Origin of the sequence: Pseudomonas sp. BJP69, assembly GCF_007633355.1 — a bacterium.
Classification (GTDB): Bacteria; Pseudomonadota; Gammaproteobacteria; order Pseudomonadales; family Pseudomonadaceae; genus Aquipseudomonas; species Aquipseudomonas juntendi.
The window spans coordinates 3,127,264-3,152,815 of sequence record NZ_CP041933.1; the positions used below are offsets into that span (position 1 = coordinate 3,127,264).

Genomic DNA, 25,552 nt, shown 5'->3' on the forward strand with positions numbered 1-25,552 from the left:
GAGCATCGACTCGGCGGTAACCGAGCGGCCAGTTGAAAGCGGCAGCGCTTTGCTTGAAGCTTGAGGCTCGTAGCTTGGAGCTGCTTCATGCGAATCATCGACAAAACCGCGACCCAGGTGCGCAGCCTGACCCCCGCCGAAGAAGAGCTGCTGGTCGGCTTTGCCACCGGCACCCTGGGCGGCCCGCGCCTGCTGCAGGCCAACCAGCTGCTGATGAACGTGCGCAATGCCAACCAGTGGCTGGCCTGCGATTGCCGTAACGACGCCTTGCCGGTGCTCAATGTCACGCTCAATGGCAACACCGGCACGTTGTTCCTGAAGAACAACCCGGGGACCGCCGAGCATGCGCCCGGTTGCCCCTTCAGCAAAGACGAGCGCGAAGCCGCCGAGCGCGAAAACGACCCCGCGCCACCCGCCGCCTGGCTGCCACCCGACACGCCCCTGCGCCTGATTGGCGACTTCCGTGCCGGCGGCCCTGGCGAGGGTGGCGAAGGCAGCGAGCGACGCGCACAGCAGCGCCTGCTGGCGCTGTTGCTGACCTGGATTGAGACCAGTGGCCTGAACCTGTATGCCACGCACCTGAAGAAGGACCTGACCGGGCAGTTTGCCGAACTGCGCAGCGTGGCAAGCCGCTACCCGCTGCTGGAGCGGGTGCCGGCCAGCAACTACCTGGAAACCCGCCTGGACATGAAGCACATGATGATGCTCAAGGCGCGGTTGCGCGAAGCCAAGGTGTTCGGCAACCACCGCCGGCACGGCCTGTTGCTTGACTGCGTCGATAAGATCAAGGGTCGCAAGCTGTTCAACAACCGCAACGAAGACGGGTTCGATTTCCAGGGGCATCACTTGTACTGGGGCGGCAGCCGCACCAGCGGACCGCTGCTGGCACTGATGCTGTACTCGCCGACCAGTGCCGGCAGCCACTACTACGAGCTGATCCATGTGGCCAGCGTACCCGTGCTGTCCCGCGCCCACCTGTTCCCCGTGTACCGCGACGAGGAGCGCGAGCCGCTCAAGGCGTTGGTGTCGCTGGTCGACTGGATGGCCAGCAAGGGTGTGAAAGTGCAGATGCGCCGGCCGGTGATCGGCGGCGCGCTGGCAGACGAGTTGGTGATGACCTCGGATCAGGACCGGGTATTGTCGATATCGCTCCTGGAGCAACCGCTGGGCCCCGAGCCGGACGCGGAGAACTTCAAGCGCTACGCCGATTTCAAGAGCCCGGAAACCTTCCGCAAGTTCGTTGCCGGGTTCTTCATGCGCGAACGCTGAACATCGCCTGTTGTTCGCACCCATTGGCGCCATGGGCCAGCCTGCACTAGCGTTGTGCTACCAGCCAGGCAAAACGTTCATGCGGAGCCCCAACCCATCATGCCGGACCTGCGCCCGAACCCGACGCTGTGCCTGCAGTACCGTGCCGAGCAGCCTATTCACCAAGCCTTCCTGCAACAGGCTGAGCGTTGTCCCGAAGCCCCTGCAATCATCACCGCGCACAGGCTTTGCACATACGCCCAGCTGGCGCAGATCAGCCAAGGTATCGCTGCGTATTTGCTGGAAAAAACCGTCAATAGCGACGACCGTGTGCTGATTGTTGCCGAGCGGGGCGCGGCACTGGTCTACGCCATGCTTGGCTGCCTGCGCGCCGGGCGGGCGTTCAGCGTGGCCGATGCGGCGTACCCTGCCGCCCGCCTGCAGCAGCTCGCCAGCAGCTTGGCACCTCGGGTAGTCCTGCGCTGTGGCCAGGCACACGTCGAAGCCGCAGACGCCTGTGTGGTAACTGTGCCTCAGGACCCGGTCGAGGCACTGCATGCGTTTGACCGGCCAACGGCGCAACTGCCCGCGGTCAGCGCAGGGCAACCGGCCTACATCACCTTCACCTCGGGCAGCACCGGCGAGCCCAAGGCGATCGTTACCCATCACGCGCCGCTGGTGCACTTCATCGACTGGCATGTGCACCAGCACGGGCTGACCCAGGCGGATACGTTCTCGCTACTGTCCGGCCTCGGCCACGACCCGGTTTACCGCGATGTGTTCACGCCACTGTCGCTGGGCGCCAGCATTGCCTGCCCGGCCCAGGCCAGCCTTACCGACCCTGCACAGCTGGCCAGCTGGATTGCGTTGCACCGCGTCAGCGTCGTTCACCTCACCCCACCGCTGGGCAAGCTGATCGAGACCGGCGCGCAGCTGCAGGGCCAGCTGTTCAGGCAACTGCGTTACCTGTTCTGGGGCGGCGATGCACTCAGCCCGGCGCTGTACCAGCAAATGCGTGCCGTGGCGCCGAATGCCGTCAACGTAAATTTCTATGGCACCACCGAAACCCCGCAAGCCATGGCGTACCACACGCTCGACCCGACCGCGGAACAGGCCCGGGTGCCCCTGGGCAAAGGCATCGCCGATGCGCAACTGCTGGTCGTGAACGCGGCCGGGCAACTGGTGGGCGAAGGTGAAACCGGCGAAATCCTGATCCGCAGCCCCTATCTGTCCCTTGGCTATTGGGGCGACCCGGCGCTGACCGAAGCCAGGTTCATCACCAACCCGTTCACCGGGCTGGCCAGCGACCGCTGCTACCGCACTGGCGACCTGGGCACTTACCTGGCCGATGGCAGTGCCTGTTTCCTCGGCCGGGCTGACGGCCAGGTGAAAGTGCGGGGGCACCGCGTGGAACTGGCGGAGATAGAAAACACCATCAGCCGCCTGCCTGCCGTCCGGCAGTGCGTAGTACTGGCCAACCATGACCACCCATTGCCCCGCCTGATTGCCTACTGCGTGTTGCATCAGCCCGGCAGCGCCGACGACCTGCGCCTGGCTATCGCCCGCCAATTGCCGGACTACATGGTGCCGGCACTGTTCATCTTCGTGCAGGCCATACCGCTCACCCCGAACGGCAAGGTCGACAAACGCGCCCTGCCCGCCCCGGTTCAAGCGCCGACCAGCCAACCCTCGTCAGCGCTGGCCGAGAAGCTGTGCAGCGAGTGGGCACGAATACTGCGGGTGCCGCGCCTGGACCCACGCTTGAGCTTTGTCGAGCTGGGCGGTGACTCGCTTTCATTCGTACAGGCCTCGAGGGTGCTCGAGCGGTTGATCGGCCACCTGCCAGACCGTTGGGAAAGCCTGCCGGTCAACCGGCTGGCCGAGCTCAGCGCACCGCATGAAGGCGGGTGGCGGGTCATGGAAATGCCGGTGTTCGTGCGTATGCTCGCCATCATCCTGATCGTGGTCGGCCACCTCAGCGGCATGACCCCTTGGCCCATCGTGGGCGAAACGTCGGTACTGTTCCTGGTCTCTGGCATCAGCCTGGCGCGTTTCCAGCTCAAGGCCATTGAAACCCGGGGGGATGCACGCACACTGCTGCCGTCCCTGGCCGCCATCGTGGTGCCGACCGTGCTGTATACCGCGCTGCTGCAACTGGTGTTCGACCGGGTGCACTGGCAATCGCTGCTGTTGGTGTCCAACTGGTTTGCGACCGGCGAGGTTGGCCTGTTCAACTACTGGTATATCGAAGTGCTGGTGCAGATGATCGTGATCATTGGCCTGGTGCTGTCGAGCAAGCGGGTACGCCAGGCCGTCAACGCCGCCCCGTTCCGCTGGCTGATCCTGGCTGCCTGTACGCTGGTAGCGGTGGATGTGTTACTCGACCGCTGGGTGTTCGACGCCAGTGGCCTGCTGCACCGGGTGCCGCAACACTTCCTGGCGGTGATGGTGCTGGGCATGGCCGTGCACCATGCCGATACCCCCGCCCGCAAAGCGGTGGCCAGCGCGGTAGCGGTGCTGGTGGTCGCAGAACTGGACCTGATGGCGGTGGCCGGTATTGGCTGGCAGGCCGTCACCCTCTATGTCGATATTGCCTTGCCGGCGATGCTGGCGCTGATCTGGCTGCGCGCAGTCCCCGTACCGGCCTGGCTGGCACGTGCGGGTGCGGTGATTGCTTCGGCCACCCTGTTCATCTACCTGACGCACTTCCAGTTCCAGTCGGTGGCGGACCGTATCGCCCCCTACCTGCTGTTCGAGGTTGCCTTGGCCATCGCCGGGGGCGTGGCCGTGAGTGTCGCGTGGAATACGAGCACGCGCTGGCTGCTCAGCCGCTGGCGGGCTGGCCGAAAAACGCGCGGGGATGATGACGGGGTGCAACGCGTGACCTAGCCCGCCAGTTCAGCCAGGACTTCAGCCGACGTGGTGACCTGGCGGAAGTGGTGCTGCCATAGCTCGATGCCAAGCTTGCCGGAACGGTCCAGCGAGGAGCCGACCGTCATGTCGGTGACCAGTGTAGGCATCAGCCCAGCATCGAACAGGGCAAAGCCGGCGGCCAGCACACAGGTTTCGGTCTGCAGGCCACACACCAGCACGCGCTCCACGCCCATTTGCCGGATGTACGCGATCGCTTCGGCGCTTTGCCCGTAACCATGCTTGACGAACACCTGGTCAGCCTCCACCAGGCTTTCGTCCTCTGCCGCCGGGTGCCAGCCGAGCTGGCGGGCAAACGGCGTGACCCGCTCGTCGTGCAATTCGACCGAGGCTACGGTAGGAATATTGGCTGACAACCGCCGCAGCCCATCGACCAGCCACTCTGGTGGGCTGAAGGTGGACTGGACATCGACGATTAACAACACCTGGCGCATGGGCGAATTCCGGCACGGGCAAAAGCGCGGAGTATACCGCGCCTGCACGGCCGCGGTGGCTGCCCACGCCTGGCTGGCGCTCAGGCACGGCCAAACCACCCTGCAGAGGCTTGCCCCCGGTCACATCCGGCGCTGTTTCAGCTATGATCGGGCATCCCGCCGAGGACGCCGTGAACCATGCCCGTAGACCTGCACGCGTTGTACCCCAGGCTGATCCACCTGATGCTCGACACGGTCTTCGTGGTCGACCGGGACAACCAGATCATCTTTGTCAGCGATGCCTGCGAAGCGCTGCTGGGCTACCGGGCATGCGAGCTGGTCGGTACCGCAATTACCGACTACATGCACCCCGAAGACCTGGCAACCACTCGCGCTTCGATCCTGCGGGTCATGAATGGCCAACCGCATTACGACTTCCACAACCGTTACATCCGCAAGGACGGTGGCGTGGTGCATATACTCTGGGCAGCCTGCTGGTCAGATGAGGCTCAGGCCCGCATCGGCGTAGCGCGTGACATTACCGCCCAGCACCAGGCCGAAGCCGAGCTGCGCTTTCTGGCGCATCACGACCCGCTGACCCGGCTGGCCAACCGGGCCATGTTCAACCAACGGCTGGACGCCGCCCTGGCCAGCGCCCGGCGCCATGACCGCCCATTGGCATTGCTGTTTATCGATATCAACGATTTCAAGCAGATCAACGATAACCACGGCCATAGCGTGGGCGACCGGGTACTGTGCACACTGGCCCGGCGCCTGGAAAGTTGCGTAGCGGGCAGCGCGACGGTGGCGCGGATGGGCGGTGACGAGTTCACCGTGCTGTTGCCCGATTGCCCGTCAGCCGAGGTCGTGGCCGCACAGGTGCAGCATATCCTGGCCGTCATGGCCGAGCCGCTGGATGCCGAGTTGGCCGGGCTCCAGGCACCTTCCTGCAGCATCGGCATCGCGCGCTTCCCCGAAGACGGCGCCGATGCCGACATGCTGCTGCGCCATGCTGACGGCCACATGTACCGGGTCAAACGGCAACGCACCGCGGCAGGCTGAACACAGATGAACAGGCGCGACCCTGAAGACGCTTTGCTCGTCAGCTGGCAGCACAATGCCCAGGCCTGGATTGACGCGGTACGCAGCGGCGCCATCGAGAGCCGCCGCGAGGTGACTGACGCCGCCATCCTACTGGCGATATTAGGCCGCCAGCCCAGCCGCGTACTCGACGTTGGCTGCGGAGAAGGCTGGTTGCTGCGCGCGCTGCATGCCCGGGGTATCGAGGCGGTGGGTGTCGATGGTGATCCGGCGCTGGTGGCGGCTGCGCGGGCTGAAGGCGCCGCGCAGGTGCACGTGGCCAGTTATGCGCAGCTGGCTGCTGCACAGGTGCAGGTGGGCAAGGACTATGACCTGGTCTGCGCCAACTTCGCCTTGCTGCACCAGGACATCATCCCGTTGCTGGCCGCGATGGGTGAGTTGCTGGTGCCGGGTGGTGCACTGGTGATGCAGACCCTGCACCCCTGGAGCGTCGCTGAGGGCGACTATCAGGACGGCTGGCGTGAGGAATCGTTTGCCGGGTTCGCCGGGCACTGGCAGGCGATGCCATGGTATTTCCGCACCCTTGGCAGTTGGCTGAACGCGCTGGAGATGGCCGGGTTGCGCCTGGTTGGCCTGCAGGAACCGCAGCACCCGCAACGCGCGGTGCCGCAGTCGCTGCTCCTGGTAGCCGAGCGCCGTTGAAACTGGCGCGGCCTGGTGTCGCCATGGGGCGCATGACGCCCCAGGCTCCAGGCCACCGTGTAGTCAGAGCACCGGCTTGCGCACCGCGCCGCTCCGCGCTTTGGCCATGGCCGCCAGGCGCACCGCGACGTTAGCCGCACCGTAGCCGCTATAACCCCCCTTGCGCTGGATGATCTCGAAGAAAAAGCGCTCTTCGAAGGGCTCTGTGTACACATGGAACAGCTCGCCACCCTGGGCGTCGCGGTCATAAAGCACGTTGTAGTAAGCCAACTCGCTGAGGAACTCGTCGTCGAAATCGAAGCGGGCCGCCAGGTCGTCATAGTAGTTCAGCGGAATTTCCAGCAACGGCACACCGGCCAGCTTGGCGCGCGCCACTTCGCTGAAGATGTCGTCGCAATCGAAGGCAATATGGTGCACCCCGGAACCGCGGTAGCTGGACAGCGCATGGGCAATGGCGGTGTTGCGGTTTTCCGAAATGTTCAACGGCAGGCGCAAGGTGCCGCACTGGCTGCGCAGGGCGCGGCTCTTGACCAGACCGTACGGGTCGGGCAGCACCACCTCGTCGTCGGCGGCGAAATCGAACAGGCTCTTGTAGAACAACACCCAGCTGTCCAGCGACTCGGCTGGCAGCGCCAGGGCCATGTGGTCGATGCGGCGCAGGCCACCGGTGGCGGTCACGCTCGGGTCCAGGCTGAAGTCGGTGTCATACAGGGTATGCCCGGCGGTGCCCTGCTCTACCAGGTACAACAGGCTGCCATCGGGTGCGCGTACCGCTGGCACCTCGCACTCGTTGGGGCCGACCAGGCCGCGGAACGGCTGGCCACGGTAGGCAGTGGCACGCTTGAGCGCAGCCTGCTGGTCCTTGACCCGCAGCGCTGTGGCGCACAATGACGGGCCATGGGCTTCGAAGAAGTTGTGGCCAAAGGAGTAAGGCTCTGCGTTCAGCACGATGTTGATATCGCCCTGGCGCAGCAGTTGCACTTCCTTGCTGCGGTGCTTGCCCGCTTCGGCAAAGCCCAGCCGTTTCAGCCAACTGCCCAGGCGCGCGCCAACGGCCTCGTCGACCGCAAATTCCAGGAACTCGACGCCGTCATAGCCACTGGCCGCGGGCGGGGTGAACAGTACCCCAGGCTCGATCGGGGTATTTTCCTGTTCCAGGCGCAGCCGGGTTTGCTCTTCCAGGTACAACAACGAGCGCAGGCCGTCGGCGGCATTCTGCCGGGTGGGCGCTGCACGGAACCCGTCATTGAAGATTTCCAGCGACAGCGGGCCACGGTAGCCGGTGGCCAGGATCGGCGCGAGGAAGCCGGCCATGTCCATTTCGCCTTGCCCCGGGAAGCAGCGGAAGTGGCGGCTCCACTCCAGCACGTCCATCGCCAGGATCGGTGCGTCAGCCATCTGTACGAAGAAAATCTTGTCGCCAGGGATGTCGCGGATCGCGCGCGGGTCGCCCTTCAGCGACAAGGTATGGAAACTGTCGAGGATCACCCCGAGGGCCGGGTGGTCAGCCTGGCGCACCAGGTTCCAGACCTGCTGGTAGGTGTTGACGTGGCGGCCCCAGGCCAGCGCTTCGTAACCGATACGCAGGCCACGCTTGCCAGCATGTTCGGCAAGCAGCCGCAGGTCGTCGACCAGCACCTGTTCATCGCCCAGGGCATCGGCCTGGACGTTGCTGCACACCAGCACCAGGTCAGTACCCAGCTCCTGCATCAGGTCGAACTTGCGCTCGGCGCGGTCCAGGTTTTTCTGCAGGCGGTCGCGGCGGCAGCCTTCGAAATCACGAAACGGCTGGAACAAGGTAATGGCAATACCCAGGTCGGCGCACATCTGCCGCACCTGGCGGGGGCTGCCGGCATAGTAGAGCAAGTCATTTTCGAAGATCTCGACGCCGTCGAAACCGGCGGCGGCGATGGCTTCGAGCTTTTCCGGCAGGGTGCCGCTCAAGGACACGGTAGCGATCGAACGCTGCATGGCGGGAGTTCCTTGTTGTTTGGAAGGTATACAGTGCCAGACAGGCAGAAAGACCTGTCACAGTTTATGGCACGATCGATTATTCGCAGGTAGAGTCGCTGCTTCAATCTCTTTGTACGGAATGGTTAGTTTTGCGTTCGATTATCGCACAAAACCCGTTTTAGCGAATTGCCAGTCAACTGGCCCATGGTCAACATGATCCACAGACGCAGGCACACCGACCGCTGCCTCCTGCCTTGGCAAACACCCCTGGCGGAACCTGCGCAAACAACAATAACAACGGAGACAACGATGGCTCACTCCAGCTCGCAAGCAAAAAAAGCGACCGCCAGTGGATGGATAGGCTCGGCACTCGAGTACTACGACTTTTTCATCTATGCCCAGGCCGCTGCACTGATTTTCCCGCAGATCTTCTTCCCCAATACCGACCCGAAAATGGCCATCATCGCTTCGCTGGCCACCTATGGCGTGGGTTACCTGGCCCGCCCAGTGGGCGCCTTCGTTCTGGGCCACTGGGGTGATACCCGTGGCCGCAAGAACGTGTTGCTGCTGTGCATGTTCCTGATGGGCCTGTCGACCATGGCCGTGGGCCTGCTGCCCACCTACCACGACATCGGCTTCCTGGCACCGGCCTTGCTGGTAGTGCTGCGCCTGATCCAGGGCTTCGCCGTAGCCGGGGAAATCTCCGGCGCCAGTTCGATGATCATGGAGCACGCGCCCTTCGGCAGAAGGGGCTACTACGCCAGCTTCACCCTGCAGGGTGTACAGGCGGGCCAGGTCATGGCAGCGGCGGTCTTCCTGCCACTGGCGTACTTCATGCCCAGCGAGGCCTTCAATGACTGGGGCTGGCGCATTCCCTTCCTGATGAGCGCCATCGTGCTGATCGCCGGTTTCATCATCCGCAAGGAAGTGCATGAAACCCCGGCATTTGTGAAGGAAGAGAAACAGGACAAAGTGGCCAAGTCGCCGATCAGCGAAGCGTTCCGCCACAGCTGGAAGCACATGGTGCTGGTGATGTTCATGGCCCTGATGAACGTGATTCCGGTAGTCGCCACCATCTTCGGTGCGGCCTACGCGGTGCAGCCGGCCTATGGCATCGGCTTCGACAAGAGCGTCTACCTGTGGATCCCCGTGGTCGGCAACATCGTCGCGGTACTGGTGATTCCGTTCGTCGGCAACCTGTCGGACAAGATCGGCCGCCGTCCGACCATGATTGCCGGCTGCCTGGGCTCGGGCTTGCTGGCGTTCGTCTACCTGTATGCGATCAGCATTCAGAACGTGCCACTGGCATTCATCACCTCGATCGTCATGTGGGGCATGGTCTACCAGGGTTACAACGCGGTATTCCCAAGCTTCTACCCTGAGTTGTTCCAAACCCGCTACCGCGTTTCGGCCATGGCCATTGCGCAGAACATCGGCACCATGCTGACCGCCATGTTGCCGGCGCTGTTCGCCCTGGTTGCGCCACCCGGCTCGGACAACATCCCGCTGGTGATCGGTGGGCTGGCGTTCTTCATCACTTGCGTGTGTGCCCTGGCGGCCTACATTGCCCCGGAAACCCATCGCCTGGCGATGGAAGACCTGGGTAACCCGCAGGCCAAGCCGATGGAAAAGGAAGCCTATGAAGCCAGCCGCAAAGGCAGCGTCCAGGCGGTAAGCCACTGACAGGCGCGGGGCCGCAAAGCGGCCCCAGCCATTTCAGCCCTGAACCACGCCCTGCAAGCGCGCCCACAGCCGCTCCACATCGCCCCGCTCGGTCGGCAAGGCGCCGATCGACACCCGTACCATCCAGCGGCCATCCAGCGTCGCCGGGGTCACGTAGGCATCGCCGCTGGCGTTGAGCCGCTGCGCCCAAGCCTGGGTGTACGTGTCCAACGCCTCGCCCTCCAGCCCCTGCGGCCGATGACGAATGCACAAGGTCTGCAACTGCACGGGCGCCAACAGCTCCCAACCTTGCGCAGCGCTGACCTGCCCTGCCAGCCAGCGGGCATTGTCCAGGTCGCGTCGCAGCCGCGCCTGCAACGCTTCCACGCCCTCGCTGCGCAACATGAACCACAGTTTCAACGCGCGGAACCGGCGCCCCAGCGGGATGCCCCAGTCGCGCAGGTTCTTCACCTCGCCATCCACTGCCGACTGCAGGTAGCTGGGGTTGGTGCTCATCACTCGGATCAGGTGCTGCGGGTCACGCACGTAATAGATCGAGCAGTCGAACGCCACGCCCAGCCACTTGTGCGCGTTGACCACCACAGAGTCGGCCAGCTCGATGCCGTCCCACATCCAGCGGCATTCCGGCAGGATCATCGCCGAACCGGCCATGGCCGAGTCGACGTGCAGCCACAGGCCATGGGCCTGGGCAATTTCGCCGATCGGGCGCAGCGGGTCCAGCGCTGTGGTGGTGGTGGTGCCGGTGGTGGCCACGACGGCGCAGGGCTGGTTGCCGGCAGCCAGGTCCTGCTCGATGGCCGCCTGCAAGGCCTGCGGGCGCAGCGCGTAGTGTTCGTCGGTGGGGATCAGGCGAATGTTGTCACGCCCGAAGCCGGCCAGCAGCGCGGCCTTGTCCACCGAGCTGTGGGCGTGGGCACTGACATACACGATCAATGGCTTGGCTTCGGCCTGCAGGCCACCCCGCACCAAAGCGTAATCGGTGGCGCGTTCGCGCGCGCTGATCAACGCCACCAGGGTGCTGGTCGAGGCGGTGTCCTGGATGACCCCGCTCCATTGGCTGGACAAACCCAGCAACTGGCGCAGCCAGTCGAGGGTGGTTTCTTCCAGTTCGCTCAAGGCCGGGCTGGACTGCCATGACAGGCCAAGCACACCCAGGCCGGTACTGAGGAAGTCACCCAGTACCGAGGACAAGGTGCCATTGGAGGGGAAGTAGCCATAGAAGTCAGGGTGCTGCCAGTGGGACAGGCCAGGCATGAGCAGTGCGTTGACGTCGTCGAGAATGGCCTCGAAGGGTTCACCTTGCTGGGGGGCTTGCCCTGGCAAGGCGGCCTTGAGGTAACCGGGTTCGACCTGGGCCATGACCGGGCGCTCGCCCACGGTCTGGCGGTAGTCGGCGATCAGGTCGATCAACTGGTGGCCGTATTGGCGGAATTGTTCGGGGGTCACGCGGGCTCTCCTTTGGGTCATCCGTAGCCTGTTATGGCCCTATCGCAGGCAAGCCAGCGCCCACAGAACAGGACGCTGGCTTGGACAGGGCCAGCGCAGGCAACACAATGCCCCCAGTCTAGGCGCCTATGCCCAGACGAATAACCCCATGTCACGCATAGTTGCTATGGCAAACGCGCATGCCCACCCTGCACGCCGAACTGCGACTGGCGCCACAACTCGAATACCCGGTTGCGTAACCAGCGGTGCTCGGCCGAGGCCTGCAAACGCTGGTGCCACACCACCCAGTAGCGCTGGCTATGGTCGATAAAGCCCAGCGGCCGCCAAGCCAGGCCATGCAAGCGGCTCAGTTGCCGGGCGATGTGCTCGGGGACGGTCGCCACGGCCTGGCTGCCGGCAACCACCTTGACCGTGGCACAGAAGAACGGCACCTCCAGGCTGACCCGCCGCTGCAGGCCCTGGGCGCGCAGGTGGCGGTCGATGAAGCTGTCCTTGTCGCCGCCACCGGAAATCCGCACGTGCTTGTGCGCCAGGTAGTCCGCCTGGCTGAGGGTGGCTTGCGCCGTCAGCGGATGGTCGCGGCGCATCAGGCACACCGCGCGGTCCTCACCCAGCAGGCGCCCGTGCAGGTTGGGTGGCGACTCGTCGAACAGCGTGGTCGCCAGGTCGATCTCGCCGCTGGCCAGCAAGGCGTACTGGCCGGCCTGCCAGGTGCGGTATTCCAGGGAAACCCCAGGCGCTTCCTGTTCCAGCGCAGCCACCAGCAACGGCAGCATGTGTTCGGCCACGTAGTCCGAGGCAGCCAGGCAGAAGCGCCGTTCGCAGCGGGCCGGGTCGAAGACTGCAGGCTGACGCAGGGCCTGCAGCTCTTCAAGCACTTGCCGCAGGGGCTCGACCAGGGTTTCGGCGTGTTCGCTGAGCACGTAGCCACGGCCTTGGCGGACCAGCAAGGGGTCGCCGAACGCTTCGCGCAGCAGGGCCAGCTGGCGGCTCAGGGCCGGCTGGCTGACGCCGAGGCGCTCGGCAGCGTGGCTGAGGTTCTTCAGCTGCAGCAGGTGGTCGAGGGTGCGCAGGTGGGCGAGGCTGAGGGAGGCGAAGGTGGGGTTCATCGGGTTCGGCTCCGGACCGCTGCGAGGGCTTCGCCCTCGTTTCGCGATACAAGGCCGCGCCTACAGAAGCGGTCTTGCGACGCGATGGGCCGCAAAGCGGCCCCAATTGCACAGATCAGTCGGTCAGACCAACATAAACATTCTGCACATCATCGTTCTCGTCGATCGCTTCGAGGAACGCTTCAACCTCAGCCAGCGCTTCGGCGCTCAGGCTGGCCGCGCTCACCGGGTTTTTCGGGGTATAGCCGATTTTCGCCGAGGTCACGGTGAAGCCATGCTCGGGCAGGGCCTTCTGCACCGCGTCCAGGTCGGTAGTGTCGGTAATGAACAGGGTCGAGCCCTCTTCTTCACCTTCTTCGAAGTCCTGGGCACCGGCTTCGATCGCGGCCATTTCCGGGTCGGCATCGCCTTCGGGGGTGGCTTCGATCAGGCCGACATGGTTGAAGTCCCAGGTCACCGAACCGCTTGCGCCCAGCTGGCCCTTGCGGAACAGCACGCGGATCTGCGCAACGGTGCGGTTGACGTTGTCGGTGAGGCACTCGACGATCAGCGGCACCTGGTGCGGGGCAAACCCTTCGTAGCTGACGGCATGGTACTGCACGGCCTCGCCGTCCAGGCCAGCGCCTTTCTTGATGGCGCGTTCCAGGGTTTCACGGGTCATCGAGGCTTTCTTGGCCTGGACGATGGCCAGACGCAGGCGCGGGTTCATGTCCGGGTCGGCGCCAGATTTGGCCGCAATCTGAATTTCCTTGGCCAGCTTGCCCATGATCTTGCCCTTGGCATTGGCAGCTGTTTCTCTATGCTTGGCTTTCCACTGTGCGCCCATGTCGACTCTCTTTGTTTCAGCGGCCGGTTCAGGAAGCGACCGGCCAAAAGTGGGTGCAGTTTATACGCCCTCGCGCATGGGTTCGACAAGAAATCTCATCAGCCTCGATCCGCTTGCCTGCCGCCCTGGCAGCCGCCTGGCACTGAACTGCCCCTAGCGGGTAGCGATCACGAACAGCCTCGGGAACGGCAAAAGCACCTTGCCATCGGTGGCCGGCGGATAGTCGCGCTGCATGGCCTGCAGGTACATCTGCAGGAAATCACCCTGCGCCCGCTCATCGAGCCTGGCCAGGTAAGGGCGCAAAGCCGAACCTTTGAACCACTCCACCACCGCCTCGGCGCCGCCCACCAGCGGGTGGTGATAGGTGGTGCGCCACACATCGACCCGCGCGCACAGCGGGCTGAGCAGGTCGTAGTAAAAGGCCGCCCCGTGCCGGGGTGGCAGTTGCAGGTCGGCGAACTTCGCGGCCCACGGGCCCTGGCTGGCAATCTCGCGCAATTGCCGGTGGGCCGGCTCATCGAGGTTGTCCGGGGTCTGCACCGCCAGGCTGGCGCCTTCGCTCAACTGGCGCACCAGGTGCGGGTACAGCTTGGCATGCTCGGGCACCCACTGCAGCGAGGCATTGGCAAGGATCAGGTCCTGCGGCTCCGGGGCCGACCAGCCGCTGATGTCGGCAACCACCGTGCGCACCCGGGGGATGCACAGGCGTTTGCGTTCCCGGGCCTTGGCGATCATGTCCGGGTCGCTGTCCAGCGCCATTACCTGGGCATCGGGGTAACGTTGCAGCAGTACCTCGGTGGAGTTGCCAGGGCCGCAACCCAGGTCGGTGGCGTGGCGTACCGGGCGTGACGGCACGGCGGCCAGCAGGTCGCGCACGGCGCGGGTACGTTCGTCTTCGAACAGCGAATACTGGGTGGCGGACCAGGCCATGTGCAGCTCCTCCAGGCGGGTGATAAGTGGAGCATACGCCATGTGGCGGCCGGCGCGTTCGTTGCGGCACACGCAATGAACTGTCTGGCTGGGTGCAGGGTCATCTGCTGTATGCGCAGCCACCTGAAAACCTATATCGCCATTGCCATCCTGGCCCTGATCGCGGCCGCCGCCCTGCTCGGCTCACCGTGGATGAACCAGGGCTTTCACTTGCCCGCCGAAAAAACCCAGGCCCAACAACGCGAAACGGCCGGGTCCCCACGGGAGCCGGCCGTTTCCAAGCGCGAGTGACGCTTAGTGCTGCTTGCTGCCAGAGCGGATCTGGTGCACCACACCCATGGCCACCACGATGGCCGCCGCCACACCGGTGGAGATCACCAGGATCTGGTAGTCAGGCATGAAGGCCATGGTGACCAGTGCCGCCACGATGAAGGCGATGACCAGGTAGGTCAGCCAAGGGAACAACCACATCTTCAGGCGCACTTCCTTGCCCTCGGCGATCAGCTTGCGGCGCATGCGCAGCTGCGAGAAAGCGATCACCAGGTACACCAGCAGGGCAATCATGCCAGTGGTGTTCATCAGGGTTTCCAGCACGTCTTTGGGGCGCAGGGTCTCGCTGAAGTTGATCAGCGCGCAGACCACGGCCACCGCGCACGAACCCATGATCGCGTACACCGGTACACCGGTGCCGGCGCGGGTGATCTTGAAGAACGACGGTGCATCGCCCCGCTGGGCCAGCGAGAACAGCATGCGCGAAGCGGTGTAATGGCCAGAGATCAGGCAGCTGCTGACCGAGGTCAGTACCACGAAGTTCATCAGCAGTTCGGCGTACGGCACGCCCAGCAGCTCCAGGGTACGGCGGTAGGCGCCGTAGCCGGAAACCCCCAGGTGCGGGTCGTTCCACGGTACCAGGCAGACGATCAGGAAGATCGAACCGACGTAGAACAGGCACACCCGCCACACCACCGAGTTGGTCGCCTTGACGATCTGTGCGGCCGGGTCTTTGGCTTCGGAAGCGGCAATGGTGACGATTTCTGCGCCGAGGAAGGCGAACATCACCCCCAGCAAGGCGCCAATGACCGTGGTAATGCCGTTGGGCATGAACCCTTCGGCGGTGAGGTGGCTGATGCCGCGCACTTCACCGAATTGCCAGACGTTGGTTACCGCAGCGGTACACACGATCAGGAAGCAGACGATCGCGATCACCTTGATCAGGGCGAACCAGAACTCGAACTCACCGTAGTGCTTGACGTTGAAGAAGTTGACGGTGATCAGCAACAGGGTCGTGGCCAGCACGAACACGTTGACGCTCACATCCGGGAAGAACCCATGGAGGATCTTACCGGCTACGTAAGCTTCCCAGGCCATCAGAATGACCCAGTACCACCAGTACAGCCAGCCAATGGTGAAGCCGGCCCAGCGGCCGATGGCGCGGTCGGCGTAAGTGGAGAACGAGCCGGTATCAGGCGAGGAAGTCGCCATTTCACCGAGCATGCGCATGATCAGCACCACCAGGATGCCGCCTGCCAGATAGGCCAGGACAGCGGCTGGGCCGGCGCTGTGGATCACGCTGCCGGAACCGACGAACAAGGCGCCGCCAATAACCCCGGCGATCGACATCATCGTCAGGTGGCGCGACTTCAGCGAGGCACTGAGCTTGCTCTCGTGCCCGCTTTTCGCGGTGGTGGTAGTGGATGTTGCGTCCATCAGTTGTGTACCCCGTGCTTCTTTTTATCCAAGGAAAACCGTGAAACCCCGATGGCTGGCGGTTTCACCTGTACATCAGTGCTAATGCGGGCAGGATGGTGTGCGCGAACACACGCAGGCCTTCCATGGCGGCCTGCTGACGCGCCCCAGGGCTGGCGCCTGGCGCGAACTGAACATGCTATTGGTGGCGATATCTGACACCTAATGTAAAAATGTCCGACGCAGAGAGCCATGCACAGTGGCATCAAACTCGCACTGCACTGTACAGGTCGCCTATGCAGTACACCCTGCAATTGCCTGGCGATACGCACCCTGAAGGCCCCGAATGCTCGAACTACATCCAGACTCCTCGACCCCGTTGGTGAACCAGATCATCGACGCGCTGCGCGAGCTGATCGATAACCAGACCCTCAAGCCTGGCGCCAAGGTGCCCTCGATTCGCGCCTTTGCCGCGAGCTACTCGGTGAGTACCTTCACCGTGGTCGAGGCATACGATCGCCTGGTGGCCCAGGGCTTGCTGGTGAGCCGGGGCAATGCAGGTTTTTTCGTCAACCGCGCGGCAGCCGAGCTGCTGGATCAGCACAACGCCGAGGCCGACACCAGTCGACCAACGTTCAACTCCGAGTGGTACCTGCAACAGATCTTCGAGATCCGTCAGTTGCCCTACAAACCCGGATGTGGCTGGCTGCCCAACGACTGGATGTACGAAGAGGGCCTGCGCCGTGGCCTGCGCCAGGTGGCTGGCAGCCCGCTGGAACTGTCGGGGTATGGCGACCCCATGGGCCTGCCGGAGCTGCGTGCACTGACCGCGCAGAACCTGCAGCAGGAATTGTCGATAGTGGCCAACCCGGCACAGCTGATGCTGACCCACGGCGCCAGCCAGGCGCTGGACCTGGCCGCACGCACGCTGGTCCGGCCGGGGGACGTGGTACTGGTGGACGACCCGGGCTACCCGAACCTGATGAGCATCTTGCGTACCCAGGGCGCGACGCTGGTCGGCGTCCCGCGTACCCCGGCGGGCTACGACCTGAACCAGTTGGAGCAGTTGCTCGCCCATCACCGCCCGACGGCGTTCTTCACCCAGCCGCATTTGCACAGCCCGACCTGCTCGCGCACCCCGCTGCCGCAGCTGCACCGGCTGTTGCAGCTGGCCAGCCAGCACGGCTTCCGCCTGGTCGAGAACAACCTGTACGCCGACATGGTCGCCGAGCCGCAGCCCTGCCTGGCCAGCCTCGACCACCTGCAGCAGGTGGTGTACGTAGGCAGCTACTCAAAGAGCATTTCGCCCAATGTGCGCGTCGGCTACATGCTGGCCAACCCCGAGCTGATGCAGAAGCTGCTGCAGCTGAAAATGCGTTCGGGCCTAACCACATCGCAGGTGATGGAGCGTGTGGTCTATGCCGCGGTCATCGACGGCCGCTGGCGCAAGCACCTCAAGCGTCTGCGCCAGCGCCTGGCGGAGGCGCATCAGGAAGTTGGCCGGCATCTGCATCGATTGGGCTTCGAATTGTTCATCGAATCCGACGAAGGCATGTACATCTGGACCCGCCATCCGGCGCTCCCGGACAGCGCGGCATTGCTGGACGACGCGCTGGAGAAAGGCATCATGCTCGGGCCTGGGCAGTTGTTCATGGTCGATGCCAAAGCCACCGGCTGGATGCGCTTCAACGTGGCGTTCAGCACCGACCCGGCGATGTGGGAGTTGCTGGAGAAAGTGTTGGTCAAGCATGTGCGTCGGGCTGGGCTTTAAGCCATACCGGTCGTGTGAACTTGAGATCGAGCGCCGCCCGCGCGGCGCATCGCGAGCTGCGCTCGCTCCTACGTTTGTTTCGGGCCAATTATTCCTGTGGGGTTTGCGCGCGAACCATTTGGCGCATGCCTCAATATCGCGCCGTACAAACATGGCGGTCGCGCGCGCCTCTCCCAGACCTCACTGGCCCGAAACAAACGTAGGAGCGAGCGCAGCTCGCGATGCGCCGCGCGGGCGGCGCTCGATCTAACAGGCACTGCATATCTTGTGGGAACCACCTGTCAGCCCTGATGCGATCCCTGTGGGGTTCATCCCCGAAATAAACAGCCTGGTAGCACTCACCGCCAATCCGCTTTGTCAGCAAAAAACGCCCGAGCATTCGCCTCCAGGCTCTGCAGATGGTACCCGCCCTCCTGAACGATCAGGCATGGCAAGCGCAATGCGCGGATACGCTCGCCCAACACGGCAAAGCCCTCGGTCGTCACCGCCACCTTGCTCTGGGGGTCCAGCTCATAAATGTCGAAGCCCAGCGACAACACCAACACTTGCGCACCAAAATCCTTCACCGCAGCCAGTGCCGTGTCCAGCCGGCTCAGGAAGTCCGCTTCGCTGGCGCCGTGGGGCATCGGCAGGTTCAGGTTGTACCCCTCCCCCTCACCACGGCCGCGCTCGTCCTCGAACCCGGCCACGCCTGGGTAGAAGTTGGTCGGGTCGCCGTGCACCGACACATACAGCACATCGCGCCGGTCGTAGAAGATTTCCTGGATGCCTTGCCCGTGGTGCATGTCGGTGTCGAGCACCGCCACCCGGCTGTAGCGGCCGCGCAAGGCCTGGGCAGCGACGGCAGCGTTGTTGATGTAACAGAAGCCACCCGCCGCATCGAACCGCGCATGGTGCCCCGGAGGCCGGCACAGCGCGTAAGCCGCGGGCTCACCCTCGGCAATGGCCTTGGCGCCAGCGACCGCGCTCTGCGCGGACCAGTAGGCCGAATGCCAGGTACGCTCGCCTACCGGACAACTGCCATCGGCCAGGTAGCGCGCGGCCTGGGCGAGAATGCCACGCAAGGCGTTGGGCTCACGCACGAAGATATTGGACATGACCTCGTCGCCCCAGTCCTCGGGCACTTCCTTCCAGCGCGCATGGGCTTCTTCGAGAAAGGCCAGGTAGGCCTCGCCATGCACCGCCGCCAGCGGCTGCAGGCCAGCATCCTCTGGCTGGCGGATGTCGAAGCCAAGGTCCTTGGCAGCCTGCAACAGGCGCTGGGCGCGCTCGGGCACTTCCTGGGGGGTGCGCATGGCGCCACGCGAGTAGTAGCTGCGCGGGTGATGCAGCAATTGTTCAGGGTGGAAGTAGCAACGCATCAGGCTTCTCCTGGTTCGACACGGCCGGCGCGGGCCAGCACGGCATTGAGCAATACATCGGCACCCTGGCGGGCATCGTCGGGCAGCACATCCTCGGCTTCGTTGTGGCTGAGGCCGCCGATGCAGGGAATGAACACCATCGCCGTCGGGCAATAGCGGGCCAACAGGATGGCATCGTGCCCAGCGCCACTGACGATCGACTGCTGCGCATAACCCAGGGCATCCACCGCTTGCTGAACAGCGGCCACACAGTCCACGTCAAACGGCGTGGCCGGGCTGACCCAGTGCCGCTCGATGCGCACCTGCAAACCGCGCTGGCGGGCGATGGCCTGCAGCGCCAGGGTCAGGTCGCGTTCCATGGCCTCGATGGTTTCATCGCGGTGGTGGCGCAGGTCCACCGTGAATTGCAATACACCGGGAATGGTGTTGCGTGACGACTTGGCGATGGTCAGCTCGCCGACAGTGGTCAGCGCCTCGGGGGCATAGTCTGCCGCCAGCCGCTCGAGCGCCTGAATCATCTGCGCCGCACCGTACAAGGCGTCCTTGCGCAACGGCATCGGCGTGGTGCCGGCGTGCGCGGCCATGCCTTCGACGGTCACATCCAGCCAACGAATAGCCTGACCGCCGCTGACCACACCAATGGCCTTGGCGTTATCTTCAAGGATCGGGCCTTGCTCGATATGCGCTTCAAAATAGGCATCCACCGGCCCGCCCAGCGGCCGCTGGCCAGCGTAACCGGTACGCTGCAACGCGTCGGCGACGCTGATGCCTTGCGCATCGCGTATGGCCAAGGCTTGCTCCAGCGCCAGGGTGCCGGTGAACACGGCCGAACCGAACATCGCCGGGGTAAACCGGGCGCCTTCCTCGTTGGTCCACACCGCGAGCTCCAGCGGCTTGCGGGTGCTGATGCCCAACTCGTCGAGGCGGCGCACCACCTCCAGCCCCGCCAGCACGCCGTAGACACCGTCGAAACGGCCGCCCTCCGGCTGGGTATCCAGGTGGCTGCCGATCATCACCGGGGCGGCATCGGGGTCGGTGCCAGGGCGGCGCGCGAACAGGTTGCCAATGGCATCCACGCTCAGCGTCAGGCCCGCTTCGCGGCACCAGTGGCTGAACAGCTCACGGCCAGCCTTGTCTTCGTCGCTGAGGGCCAGGCGGCAGCTGCCACCGCGTGCGGTGGCGCCGATTTCGGCCATGGCCATCAAGCTCGCCCAGAGGCGTTCGCCATTGCTTTTCAACATGTGCAGGTACTCCAGAATGAATTGGTTCGCTCAGGCCAGCTCAAGCTGCTGGCTGCGCGCGTACTGGCGCGCCAGGGCAAGCACGCAGACCAGCGAAAGGGTGGCGATCAGCGTGTAGAACACTGCCATCGGCCACCACTGCCCTGTGAAATGGTAGGCCAGCCAGGTGCCGATCAACGGGGTCAGGCCCCCGGCGATGGCGCCACACACCTGGTAGGCCAGGGAAATGGCGGTATAGCGCACACGGGTGTCGAACATGCCGCTGACGTAGCCTGCGATGACCGCGTAGAACGAGGCCATGCAGGCAGCGGCCAAGGCGATGCCGAGCACGATCAACGGGCCTTGGCCCGAGCTGACCAGGGTGAACATGGGGTAAGGCGAGGCCATGGCCAGCACGGCCACCAAGGCCAGGAAGCGAGTGGCGCCGAGCTTTTCCGACAGCCAGGCAGCCAAGGGCTGTACGCAAAACTGGATGATCGCCACGAAGAACAGGCACTCCAGGATCAGCGAGCGCTCCAGGTGCAGCTGCTGGGTGGTGTAGCTGATCATGAAGGTATTGGTGAAGTAGACCCCGGCAATGCCCAGGGTGTTGGCACCGATGCACAGCAACAGCGGGCGCCAGGCGCTGCGCAGCACCTCGAAGACCGGGGCCTGCTCCTTGCGCCGGGCCGTTTCTGCCTGCTCGCGGCTGGCGATGAACTCGGGCGACTCGTTCACCCCCAGGCGAATGGCCAGGCCGACCAACAGCAGCAAGGCGCTGGCCAGGAACGGCACGCGCCAACCCCAGCTCATCAGGTCTTCTTCCGGAAGGCGGGTGACCGCGCCAAAAGCCAGCAGTGACAGAATCAGGCCCGCCGGGCTGCCGAGTTGGGCGAACGAGGCGAAGAAGTTGCGCCGCCCTTTAGGGGCATGCTCGCCGGCCATCAGCACGGCCCCGCCCCACTCGCCGCCCACCGCAATGCCCTGGACGATGCGCAGCAGCACCAGCAGCACCGGCGCGCTGGCGCCGATTTGCGCATAGGTCGGCAACAGGCCGATGCACACCGTGACGATGCCCATCATCAGCAAGGTGATGACCAGCGATTTTTTGCGGCCGATACGGTCGCCCACATGGCCGAAGACGATTCCGCCCAGCGGCCGGGCGAAGAAGCCCACGGCGAAGGTACCAAACGCTGCCATGGTGCTGAACAGGCTGTCATCGGAGGGGAAGAACACGGCACCGAACACCAGGGCCGCGGCGGTGGCATAGATGTAAAAGTCGTACCATTCGATCATGGTACCGATGAAAGCGGCGGCAGCGGCACGGCGTGGCTGGGCGCAAGTGGCGGGCTTCATGGGGGCTCCTTTGCTTGTTGTTCTGGCAGGAGTGACGGGAATTCACGGTCGCGCTCTGGCGGCGCTTGGCTTGCGGGCCTCGATGCCTGTGATTTATCGGGCCAGGGCTATGATTAGTCAATTTTCTATTTATTATTCCAACTATTAACCCTGCTTATCATAGAGCCTTGCCATGTCTGACCGCCTGCTCAACGACCGCCTCGACTGGAACCTCCTGCGTACCTTCCGCGTCATTGGCCAGGAACTGTCCATCAGCCGCGCCGCTGCCCGCCTGCATCTCACCCAGCCGGCAGTCAGCCAGGCCTTGAAGCGCCTGGAAGAACAGCTTGGCCGCCAACTCATCGCCCGCCGTGGGCCGCGTTTCGTGCTGACCGAAATGGGCGAACAGCTGTTCCAGCTGGCCGGCGAGGTGTACGGGCAGATGTCGCAGATCGGCAGCCTGCTGGCGCAGCCCACCGACGAACTGGTGGGCAAGGTGCGCTTGCTGATGATCAGCCGCATCGTCAGCGACCGCTTCGACGACTTCCTGGCCGACTTCCATCGCCAGCACCCACGGGTGGACCTGGAAATCGACGTGATGCGCAGCTCCGACATCGTCGCAGCCTTGCAAGAGAAAACTGCCAGCGCAGGCTTGAGCTTGAACCGGCGCGCCCAGCCCAGGCTGGAGCAACGGCTGTTCCTGCGCCAGCGTTACGCGTTTTTCTGTGGCAAGCACCATGCACTGTTCGGCCAGGCTGAGGGCGACTTGCAGCGGGAGAACTTCGTCAGCTTCACCAGTGACCAGATTGGCGGCATGTTGTCGCCACTGACCATTTTCCGCGACCAGCAGGGCTTTGCCGGGCGCATCGTGGCCTCGTCACCCAGCCTTGAGGAAGTGCGCCGCCTGGTAATTGCCGGGTTTGGCATCGGCTGCCTGCCCGAGCACGTGGTAGCGCCGGATGTTGCAGCTGGGCTGCTGTGGAAGCTGCACCCGCAGGAGGGCATTGCCGATGTGGACATTCACCTGTTGTGGAACCGGGAGCAGCGCTTCAGCCGGGCCGAACAGGTGTTCATCGAGGGGCTGCAACAGCGCCTTGACTGACCTGCAGCGCCACTACCGGCGCTGCCAAGCGCGCATCGCGCCGGTGGCCTTGGCCGCCTTGTAGTGCAACTTGGATCCGATCAGGGGAAAGGGTATGCTGATACATAGCTAAATGCCATCACCCAGGCCGGCGCGATGCCTGCCTTCAAGGACGAACCCTTTGCCCAGCCACCCTACCCGCCATACCATTGCCCGCCAGTGGCAATTGCTCAAGCTGCTGCCAGGGCGCCACCCGGGCGTGAGCTCCACCCAGTTGCAACGTGCCCTGAGCGGCGTGGGCCACACCACCAGCAAGCGTACCGTAGAGCGCGACCTGGTCGAACTGGCCGCCCTGTTCCCGCTGCAATGCAACAGTAAGGGCATGCCCTATGGCTGGTACTGGCAACCGGGCCTGAGCCTGGAGCAAGCGCACCAGTTGCAACCCGACGCGCTATGCCCGGCGGCCCAGGTGGAGCTGCGCGCCTGGGTCGATGACGCCCTTGCCCGGCGCCTGGAGCAGGCGCCGCTGTCGGCCGACATGCAACTGACCGCGCAAGCCGACGGTGGCGCTGTGCTGGTGGCCACGGTAGACGACAACCGGGCGCTGATGAGCTGGCTACTGTCCCAGGCCGGCGCTATCCGCGTGCAGGCCCCCAAAGCGCTGCGCCTGGCCATGCTGGCGCAATTGCGCCAGAGCCTGGCCCTGCACGAAACGGTTGGTTGAAACCGTTGGCGGGCGCTACTGGCGCAGCCGCTCCAGCGCCTGCAGCACGAACGCGGTAGCGCGCTCCACCTGCCCTTCCCGGCAGGCGATACCCAACTGCCGCCACAGCCCGGGCCGCAGCGGCCGGTGGGCAATGCGCTGATCAAGCTCGGCGGCCTCCCCCTCTTGCGGCAGCAACGTCGCGCCATACCCGGCACCGACCAGCTTCTTGATGGCATCGTTGTAGTTCAGCTCGATACGCGGCTCCGGGTGCAACCCCGCCGCCGCAAACCACTCGTTTGTCACCCGCGACAGCTGGGTAGTGCTGTCATTCAGGATCAGCGCCCGTTGCGCCAGCCACGCCGGCGCGATCTTGGCCGGGGGCTGCCAGTCGGCCGGGACGTAGGCCAGGATCGGGTCGCGCCGCCAGGGTGTTACGGCCAGCCCCTTGACCGCCACCTGCGGCAACGCCACCAGCGCGACATCCAGCGTGCCCTCGCGCAAACGCGCCAGCGACGCTTGCGAAGTGAGCACCTGCACTTGCACATCGATCCCCGGATGCTCCACCCGCAAGGCGGCCAACGCCTGTGGCAGCAGGTGGGCGATGGCCCCGGTCGAGGCCCCCAGGCGTACCCGGCCGCTAAGGCCCTGCACCTGGCGGCGAACTTCGTCCAACGCCAGGTCCGCGTCGGCCAGCAAGCGGCGGGCGCGGGCCAGCAGCGTTTCACCGATGGCCGTGGGCCGTACCTGGCCGCGGGTACGGTTGAGTAACGGGGCGCCGACGCGCGCCTCCAGCTCGGCCACGTGCAGGCTGATGGTGGGCGGCGCCAGGTTGAGCTGGCGAGCCGCCTCGGCAAATGAACCCAGGTCGCTGATGACCACCAGCGTACGCAGGCGGTCGAGGCTGATTTCGCGCATGGTCGCTGCGGCTTCCTCACAAAACAAAGACTGACGGCTGAATGCCAAGGCAGCTTTCAGGGGCAGGTTCACCGCCAAAAGGCCAGCACATCGTTCAGAGAATCTGAATGCGGTGGTCATGATATTCAAATTTTCTTTATAAACGCCACCCGCGAACATAGGCCATCCCCTCCCCAACCCGGACCCCGACCATGCATACCCCTGTTGTCTTCATCGACGGCGACCAAGGCACCACCGGCCTGCAGATCCACGCTCGCCTGCAAGGCCGCAGCGACTTGCGCCTGCTGACCCTGCCCGAAGCCGAACGCAAAGACCCTCAACGGCGTGGCGAGGCGATCAACAGCGCCGACATCGCCCTGCTGTGCCTGCCCGATGCCGCCGCGCGCGAAGCGGTGGCCGCCATCCACAACCCGCAGGTGCGGGTGATCGACGCCAGCTCGGCACACCGCACCAGCCCAGGCTGGGTGTATGGCCTGCCCGAACTGGACCCGCACCAAGCCGAACGCATTGCCCAAAGCAAGCGCGTCAGCAACCCCGGCTGCTACCCCACGGGCGCCATCGCGTTGCTGCGCCCGCTGGTCAAGGCCGGCCTGCTGCCTGCCGATTACCCGCTGAACATCCACGCCATTTCCGGCTACTCCGGCGGCGGCCGCGCGGCGGTAGAACGGCATGAACAGCCCGCTGCCGACAAAGCTCCGGCCTTGCAGCTGTACGGCCTGGACCTGGCGCACAAGCATGTGCCCGAGATCCAGCAGCACGCCGGGCTCTCGGCACGGCCCCTGTTCATGCCTGGCTACGGCGCCTACCGCCAGGGCATCGTTTTGAGCATCCCGCTGCAATTACGCCTGCTGCCCGGGCAGGTCACCGCCGAACAGCTGCAAGCCTGCCTGGAACAGCACTATCAGGGGGCTCGCCATGTTCAGGTAATGCCCCTGCACCAACAAGGTGGCGCGGCCAACCTCGACCCTGAAGCCTTGAACGACAGCAACGACCTGCGCCTGGCGCTGTACGCCAACCCTGAACACGGCCAGGTGCTGCTCACCGCCATCTTCGACAACCTGGGCAAAGGCGCGTCGGGCGCGGCGGTGCAAAACCTGGACTTGATGCTCGGCGCACTACAGGCACGCGGCTGATGGGTCAAAACCGGTTAGACTGTACAGCCCGCGCCCTCCCGGTGCGGGCTGTACAGTCCAAC

General features: G+C 64.6%; 21 protein-coding genes. 10 read left to right on the forward strand and 11 right to left on the reverse strand.

Going from position 1 to position 25,552, the window contains the following annotated elements; genetic code table 11:
- Positions 1 to 87: 87 nt before the first annotated feature.
- Both FPB55_RS14565 and FPB55_RS14570 read left to right on the forward strand, forming a co-directional pair.
- Positions 88 to 1,269 carry a hypothetical protein gene (locus FPB55_RS14565; protein ID WP_125854246.1) on the forward strand — a complete coding sequence of 394 codons (1,182 nt, stop codon included), beginning with the start codon at positions 88 to 90 and terminating at the stop codon, positions 1,267 to 1,269.
- A 99-nt stretch (positions 1,270 to 1,368) separates the two neighbouring features.
- The gene (locus FPB55_RS14570; protein ID WP_144188533.1) at positions 1,369 to 4,137 is read left to right on the forward strand and encodes an amino acid adenylation domain-containing protein; all 2,769 of its coding nucleotides are present in this window, start codon (positions 1,369 to 1,371) and stop codon (positions 4,135 to 4,137) included.
- Here FPB55_RS14570 and FPB55_RS14575 read toward each other — a convergent pair.
- The gene (locus tag FPB55_RS14575; protein ID WP_009685570.1) at positions 4,134 to 4,613 is read right to left on the reverse strand and encodes an isochorismatase family protein; all 480 of its coding nucleotides are present in this window, start codon (positions 4,611 to 4,613) and stop codon (positions 4,134 to 4,136) included. The genes FPB55_RS14570 and FPB55_RS14575 overlap by 4 nt on opposite strands.
- A gap of 177 nt (positions 4,614 to 4,790) precedes the next feature.
- On the opposite strand from FPB55_RS14575, the gene FPB55_RS14580 reads away from it, so the two are divergent.
- Both FPB55_RS14580 and FPB55_RS14585 read left to right on the forward strand, forming a co-directional pair.
- Positions 4,791 to 5,654: a sensor domain-containing diguanylate cyclase gene (locus tag FPB55_RS14580; protein WP_029885541.1), complete on the forward strand. Its 864-nt coding sequence runs from the start codon at positions 4,791 to 4,793 to the stop codon at positions 5,652 to 5,654.
- 6 nt (positions 5,655 to 5,660) lie between these two features.
- The gene (locus FPB55_RS14585) at positions 5,661 to 6,335 is read left to right on the forward strand and encodes a class I SAM-dependent methyltransferase (protein ID WP_144188535.1); all 675 of its coding nucleotides are present in this window, start codon (positions 5,661 to 5,663) and stop codon (positions 6,333 to 6,335) included.
- A gap of 63 nt (positions 6,336 to 6,398) precedes the next feature.
- Here FPB55_RS14585 and quiC read toward each other — a convergent pair whose 3' ends face one another.
- A complete protein-coding gene (gene quiC, locus FPB55_RS14590; protein ID WP_009685572.1) occupies positions 6,399 to 8,306 on the reverse strand; it encodes a 3-dehydroshikimate dehydratase QuiC in 1,908 nt (635 codons plus the stop codon).
- A gap of 291 nt (positions 8,307 to 8,597) precedes the next feature.
- Between quiC and FPB55_RS14600 the strand changes: the two genes are divergently transcribed.
- Positions 8,598 to 9,971, forward strand: a complete 1,374-nt coding sequence (locus FPB55_RS14600) for an MFS transporter (RefSeq protein WP_054881118.1) — start codon at positions 8,598 to 8,600, stop codon at positions 9,969 to 9,971.
- A gap of 33 nt (positions 9,972 to 10,004) precedes the next feature.
- Here the strand turns inward: FPB55_RS14600 and FPB55_RS14605 are convergent, their stop codons facing one another.
- From FPB55_RS14605 to tam, 4 genes are all read right to left on the reverse strand, one after another.
- Complete coding sequence (locus tag FPB55_RS14605; protein WP_144188537.1) at positions 10,005 to 11,417, reverse strand: DOPA decarboxylase; 1,413 nt, start codon at positions 11,415 to 11,417, stop codon at positions 10,005 to 10,007.
- A 164-nt stretch (positions 11,418 to 11,581) separates the two neighbouring features.
- Positions 11,582 to 12,526, reverse strand: coding sequence for a LysR family transcriptional regulator (locus FPB55_RS14610; RefSeq protein WP_054903811.1), 945 nt, complete (start codon positions 12,524 to 12,526; stop codon positions 11,582 to 11,584).
- 115 nt (positions 12,527 to 12,641) lie between these two features.
- The gene (locus FPB55_RS14615) at positions 12,642 to 13,352 is read right to left on the reverse strand and encodes a YebC/PmpR family DNA-binding transcriptional regulator (protein ID WP_009685578.1); all 711 of its coding nucleotides are present in this window, start codon (positions 13,350 to 13,352) and stop codon (positions 12,642 to 12,644) included.
- Between the two features lie 153 nt (positions 13,353 to 13,505).
- Complete coding sequence (gene tam / locus FPB55_RS14620; protein ID WP_110677259.1) at positions 13,506 to 14,282, reverse strand: trans-aconitate 2-methyltransferase; 777 nt, start codon at positions 14,280 to 14,282, stop codon at positions 13,506 to 13,508.
- A gap of 111 nt (positions 14,283 to 14,393) precedes the next feature.
- Between tam and FPB55_RS14625 the strand changes: the two genes are divergently transcribed.
- Positions 14,394 to 14,573 (forward strand): hypothetical protein, encoded by a 180-nt coding sequence (locus FPB55_RS14625; protein ID WP_029885534.1) that lies wholly within the window; start codon positions 14,394 to 14,396, stop codon positions 14,571 to 14,573.
- Positions 14,574 to 14,576: 3 nt separating this feature from the next.
- On the opposite strand, the gene FPB55_RS14630 is transcribed toward FPB55_RS14625, so the two are convergent.
- The gene (locus FPB55_RS14630) at positions 14,577 to 15,989 is read right to left on the reverse strand and encodes an amino acid permease (RefSeq protein ID WP_009685581.1); all 1,413 of its coding nucleotides are present in this window, start codon (positions 15,987 to 15,989) and stop codon (positions 14,577 to 14,579) included.
- Positions 15,990 to 16,314: 325 nt separating this feature from the next.
- Between FPB55_RS14630 and FPB55_RS14635 the strand changes: the two genes are divergently transcribed.
- On the forward strand, positions 16,315 to 17,739 hold the full coding sequence (locus FPB55_RS14635; protein ID WP_054881119.1) for a PLP-dependent aminotransferase family protein: 1,425 nt from the start codon (positions 16,315 to 16,317) through the stop codon (positions 17,737 to 17,739).
- Positions 17,740 to 18,077: 338 nt separating this feature from the next.
- On the opposite strand, the gene FPB55_RS14640 is transcribed toward FPB55_RS14635, so the two are convergent.
- The 3 genes from FPB55_RS14640 to FPB55_RS14650 are packed head-to-tail and all read right to left on the reverse strand — an operon-like array spanning position 18,078 to position 21,676.
- The gene (locus FPB55_RS14640; RefSeq protein ID WP_047150259.1) at positions 18,078 to 19,100 is read right to left on the reverse strand and encodes a histone deacetylase family protein; all 1,023 of its coding nucleotides are present in this window, start codon (positions 19,098 to 19,100) and stop codon (positions 18,078 to 18,080) included.
- A complete protein-coding gene (locus FPB55_RS14645) occupies positions 19,100 to 20,341 on the reverse strand; it encodes a Zn-dependent hydrolase (protein ID WP_115294239.1) in 1,242 nt (413 codons plus the stop codon). Before FPB55_RS14645 ends, FPB55_RS14640 begins: the two co-directional genes overlap by 1 nt.
- 30 nt (positions 20,342 to 20,371) lie before the next feature.
- The gene (locus tag FPB55_RS14650) at positions 20,372 to 21,676 is read right to left on the reverse strand and encodes an MFS transporter (RefSeq protein WP_144188539.1); all 1,305 of its coding nucleotides are present in this window, start codon (positions 21,674 to 21,676) and stop codon (positions 20,372 to 20,374) included.
- Between the two features lie 172 nt (positions 21,677 to 21,848).
- On the opposite strand from FPB55_RS14650, the gene FPB55_RS14655 reads away from it, so the two are divergent.
- Positions 21,849 to 22,757, forward strand: a complete 909-nt coding sequence (locus tag FPB55_RS14655; RefSeq protein ID WP_009685589.1) for a LysR family transcriptional regulator — start codon at positions 21,849 to 21,851, stop codon at positions 22,755 to 22,757.
- A gap of 160 nt (positions 22,758 to 22,917) precedes the next feature.
- Positions 22,918 to 23,460 carry a WYL domain-containing protein gene (locus FPB55_RS14660; RefSeq protein WP_009685590.1) on the forward strand — a complete coding sequence of 181 codons (543 nt, stop codon included), beginning with the start codon at positions 22,918 to 22,920 and terminating at the stop codon, positions 23,458 to 23,460.
- Between the two features lie 15 nt (positions 23,461 to 23,475).
- Here the strand turns inward: FPB55_RS14660 and FPB55_RS14665 are convergent, their stop codons facing one another.
- Entirely contained in the window at positions 23,476 to 24,357 is an 882-nt protein-coding gene (locus FPB55_RS14665) for a LysR family transcriptional regulator (protein ID WP_009685591.1), read from the reverse strand.
- Between the two features lie 191 nt (positions 24,358 to 24,548).
- Here FPB55_RS14665 and argC point away from each other — a divergent pair, with 191 nt between their 5' ends.
- Positions 24,549 to 25,490 carry an N-acetyl-gamma-glutamyl-phosphate reductase gene (gene argC, locus FPB55_RS14670; protein WP_144188541.1) on the forward strand — a complete coding sequence of 314 codons (942 nt, stop codon included), beginning with the start codon at positions 24,549 to 24,551 and terminating at the stop codon, positions 25,488 to 25,490.
- Positions 25,491 to 25,552 lie beyond the last annotated feature (62 nt).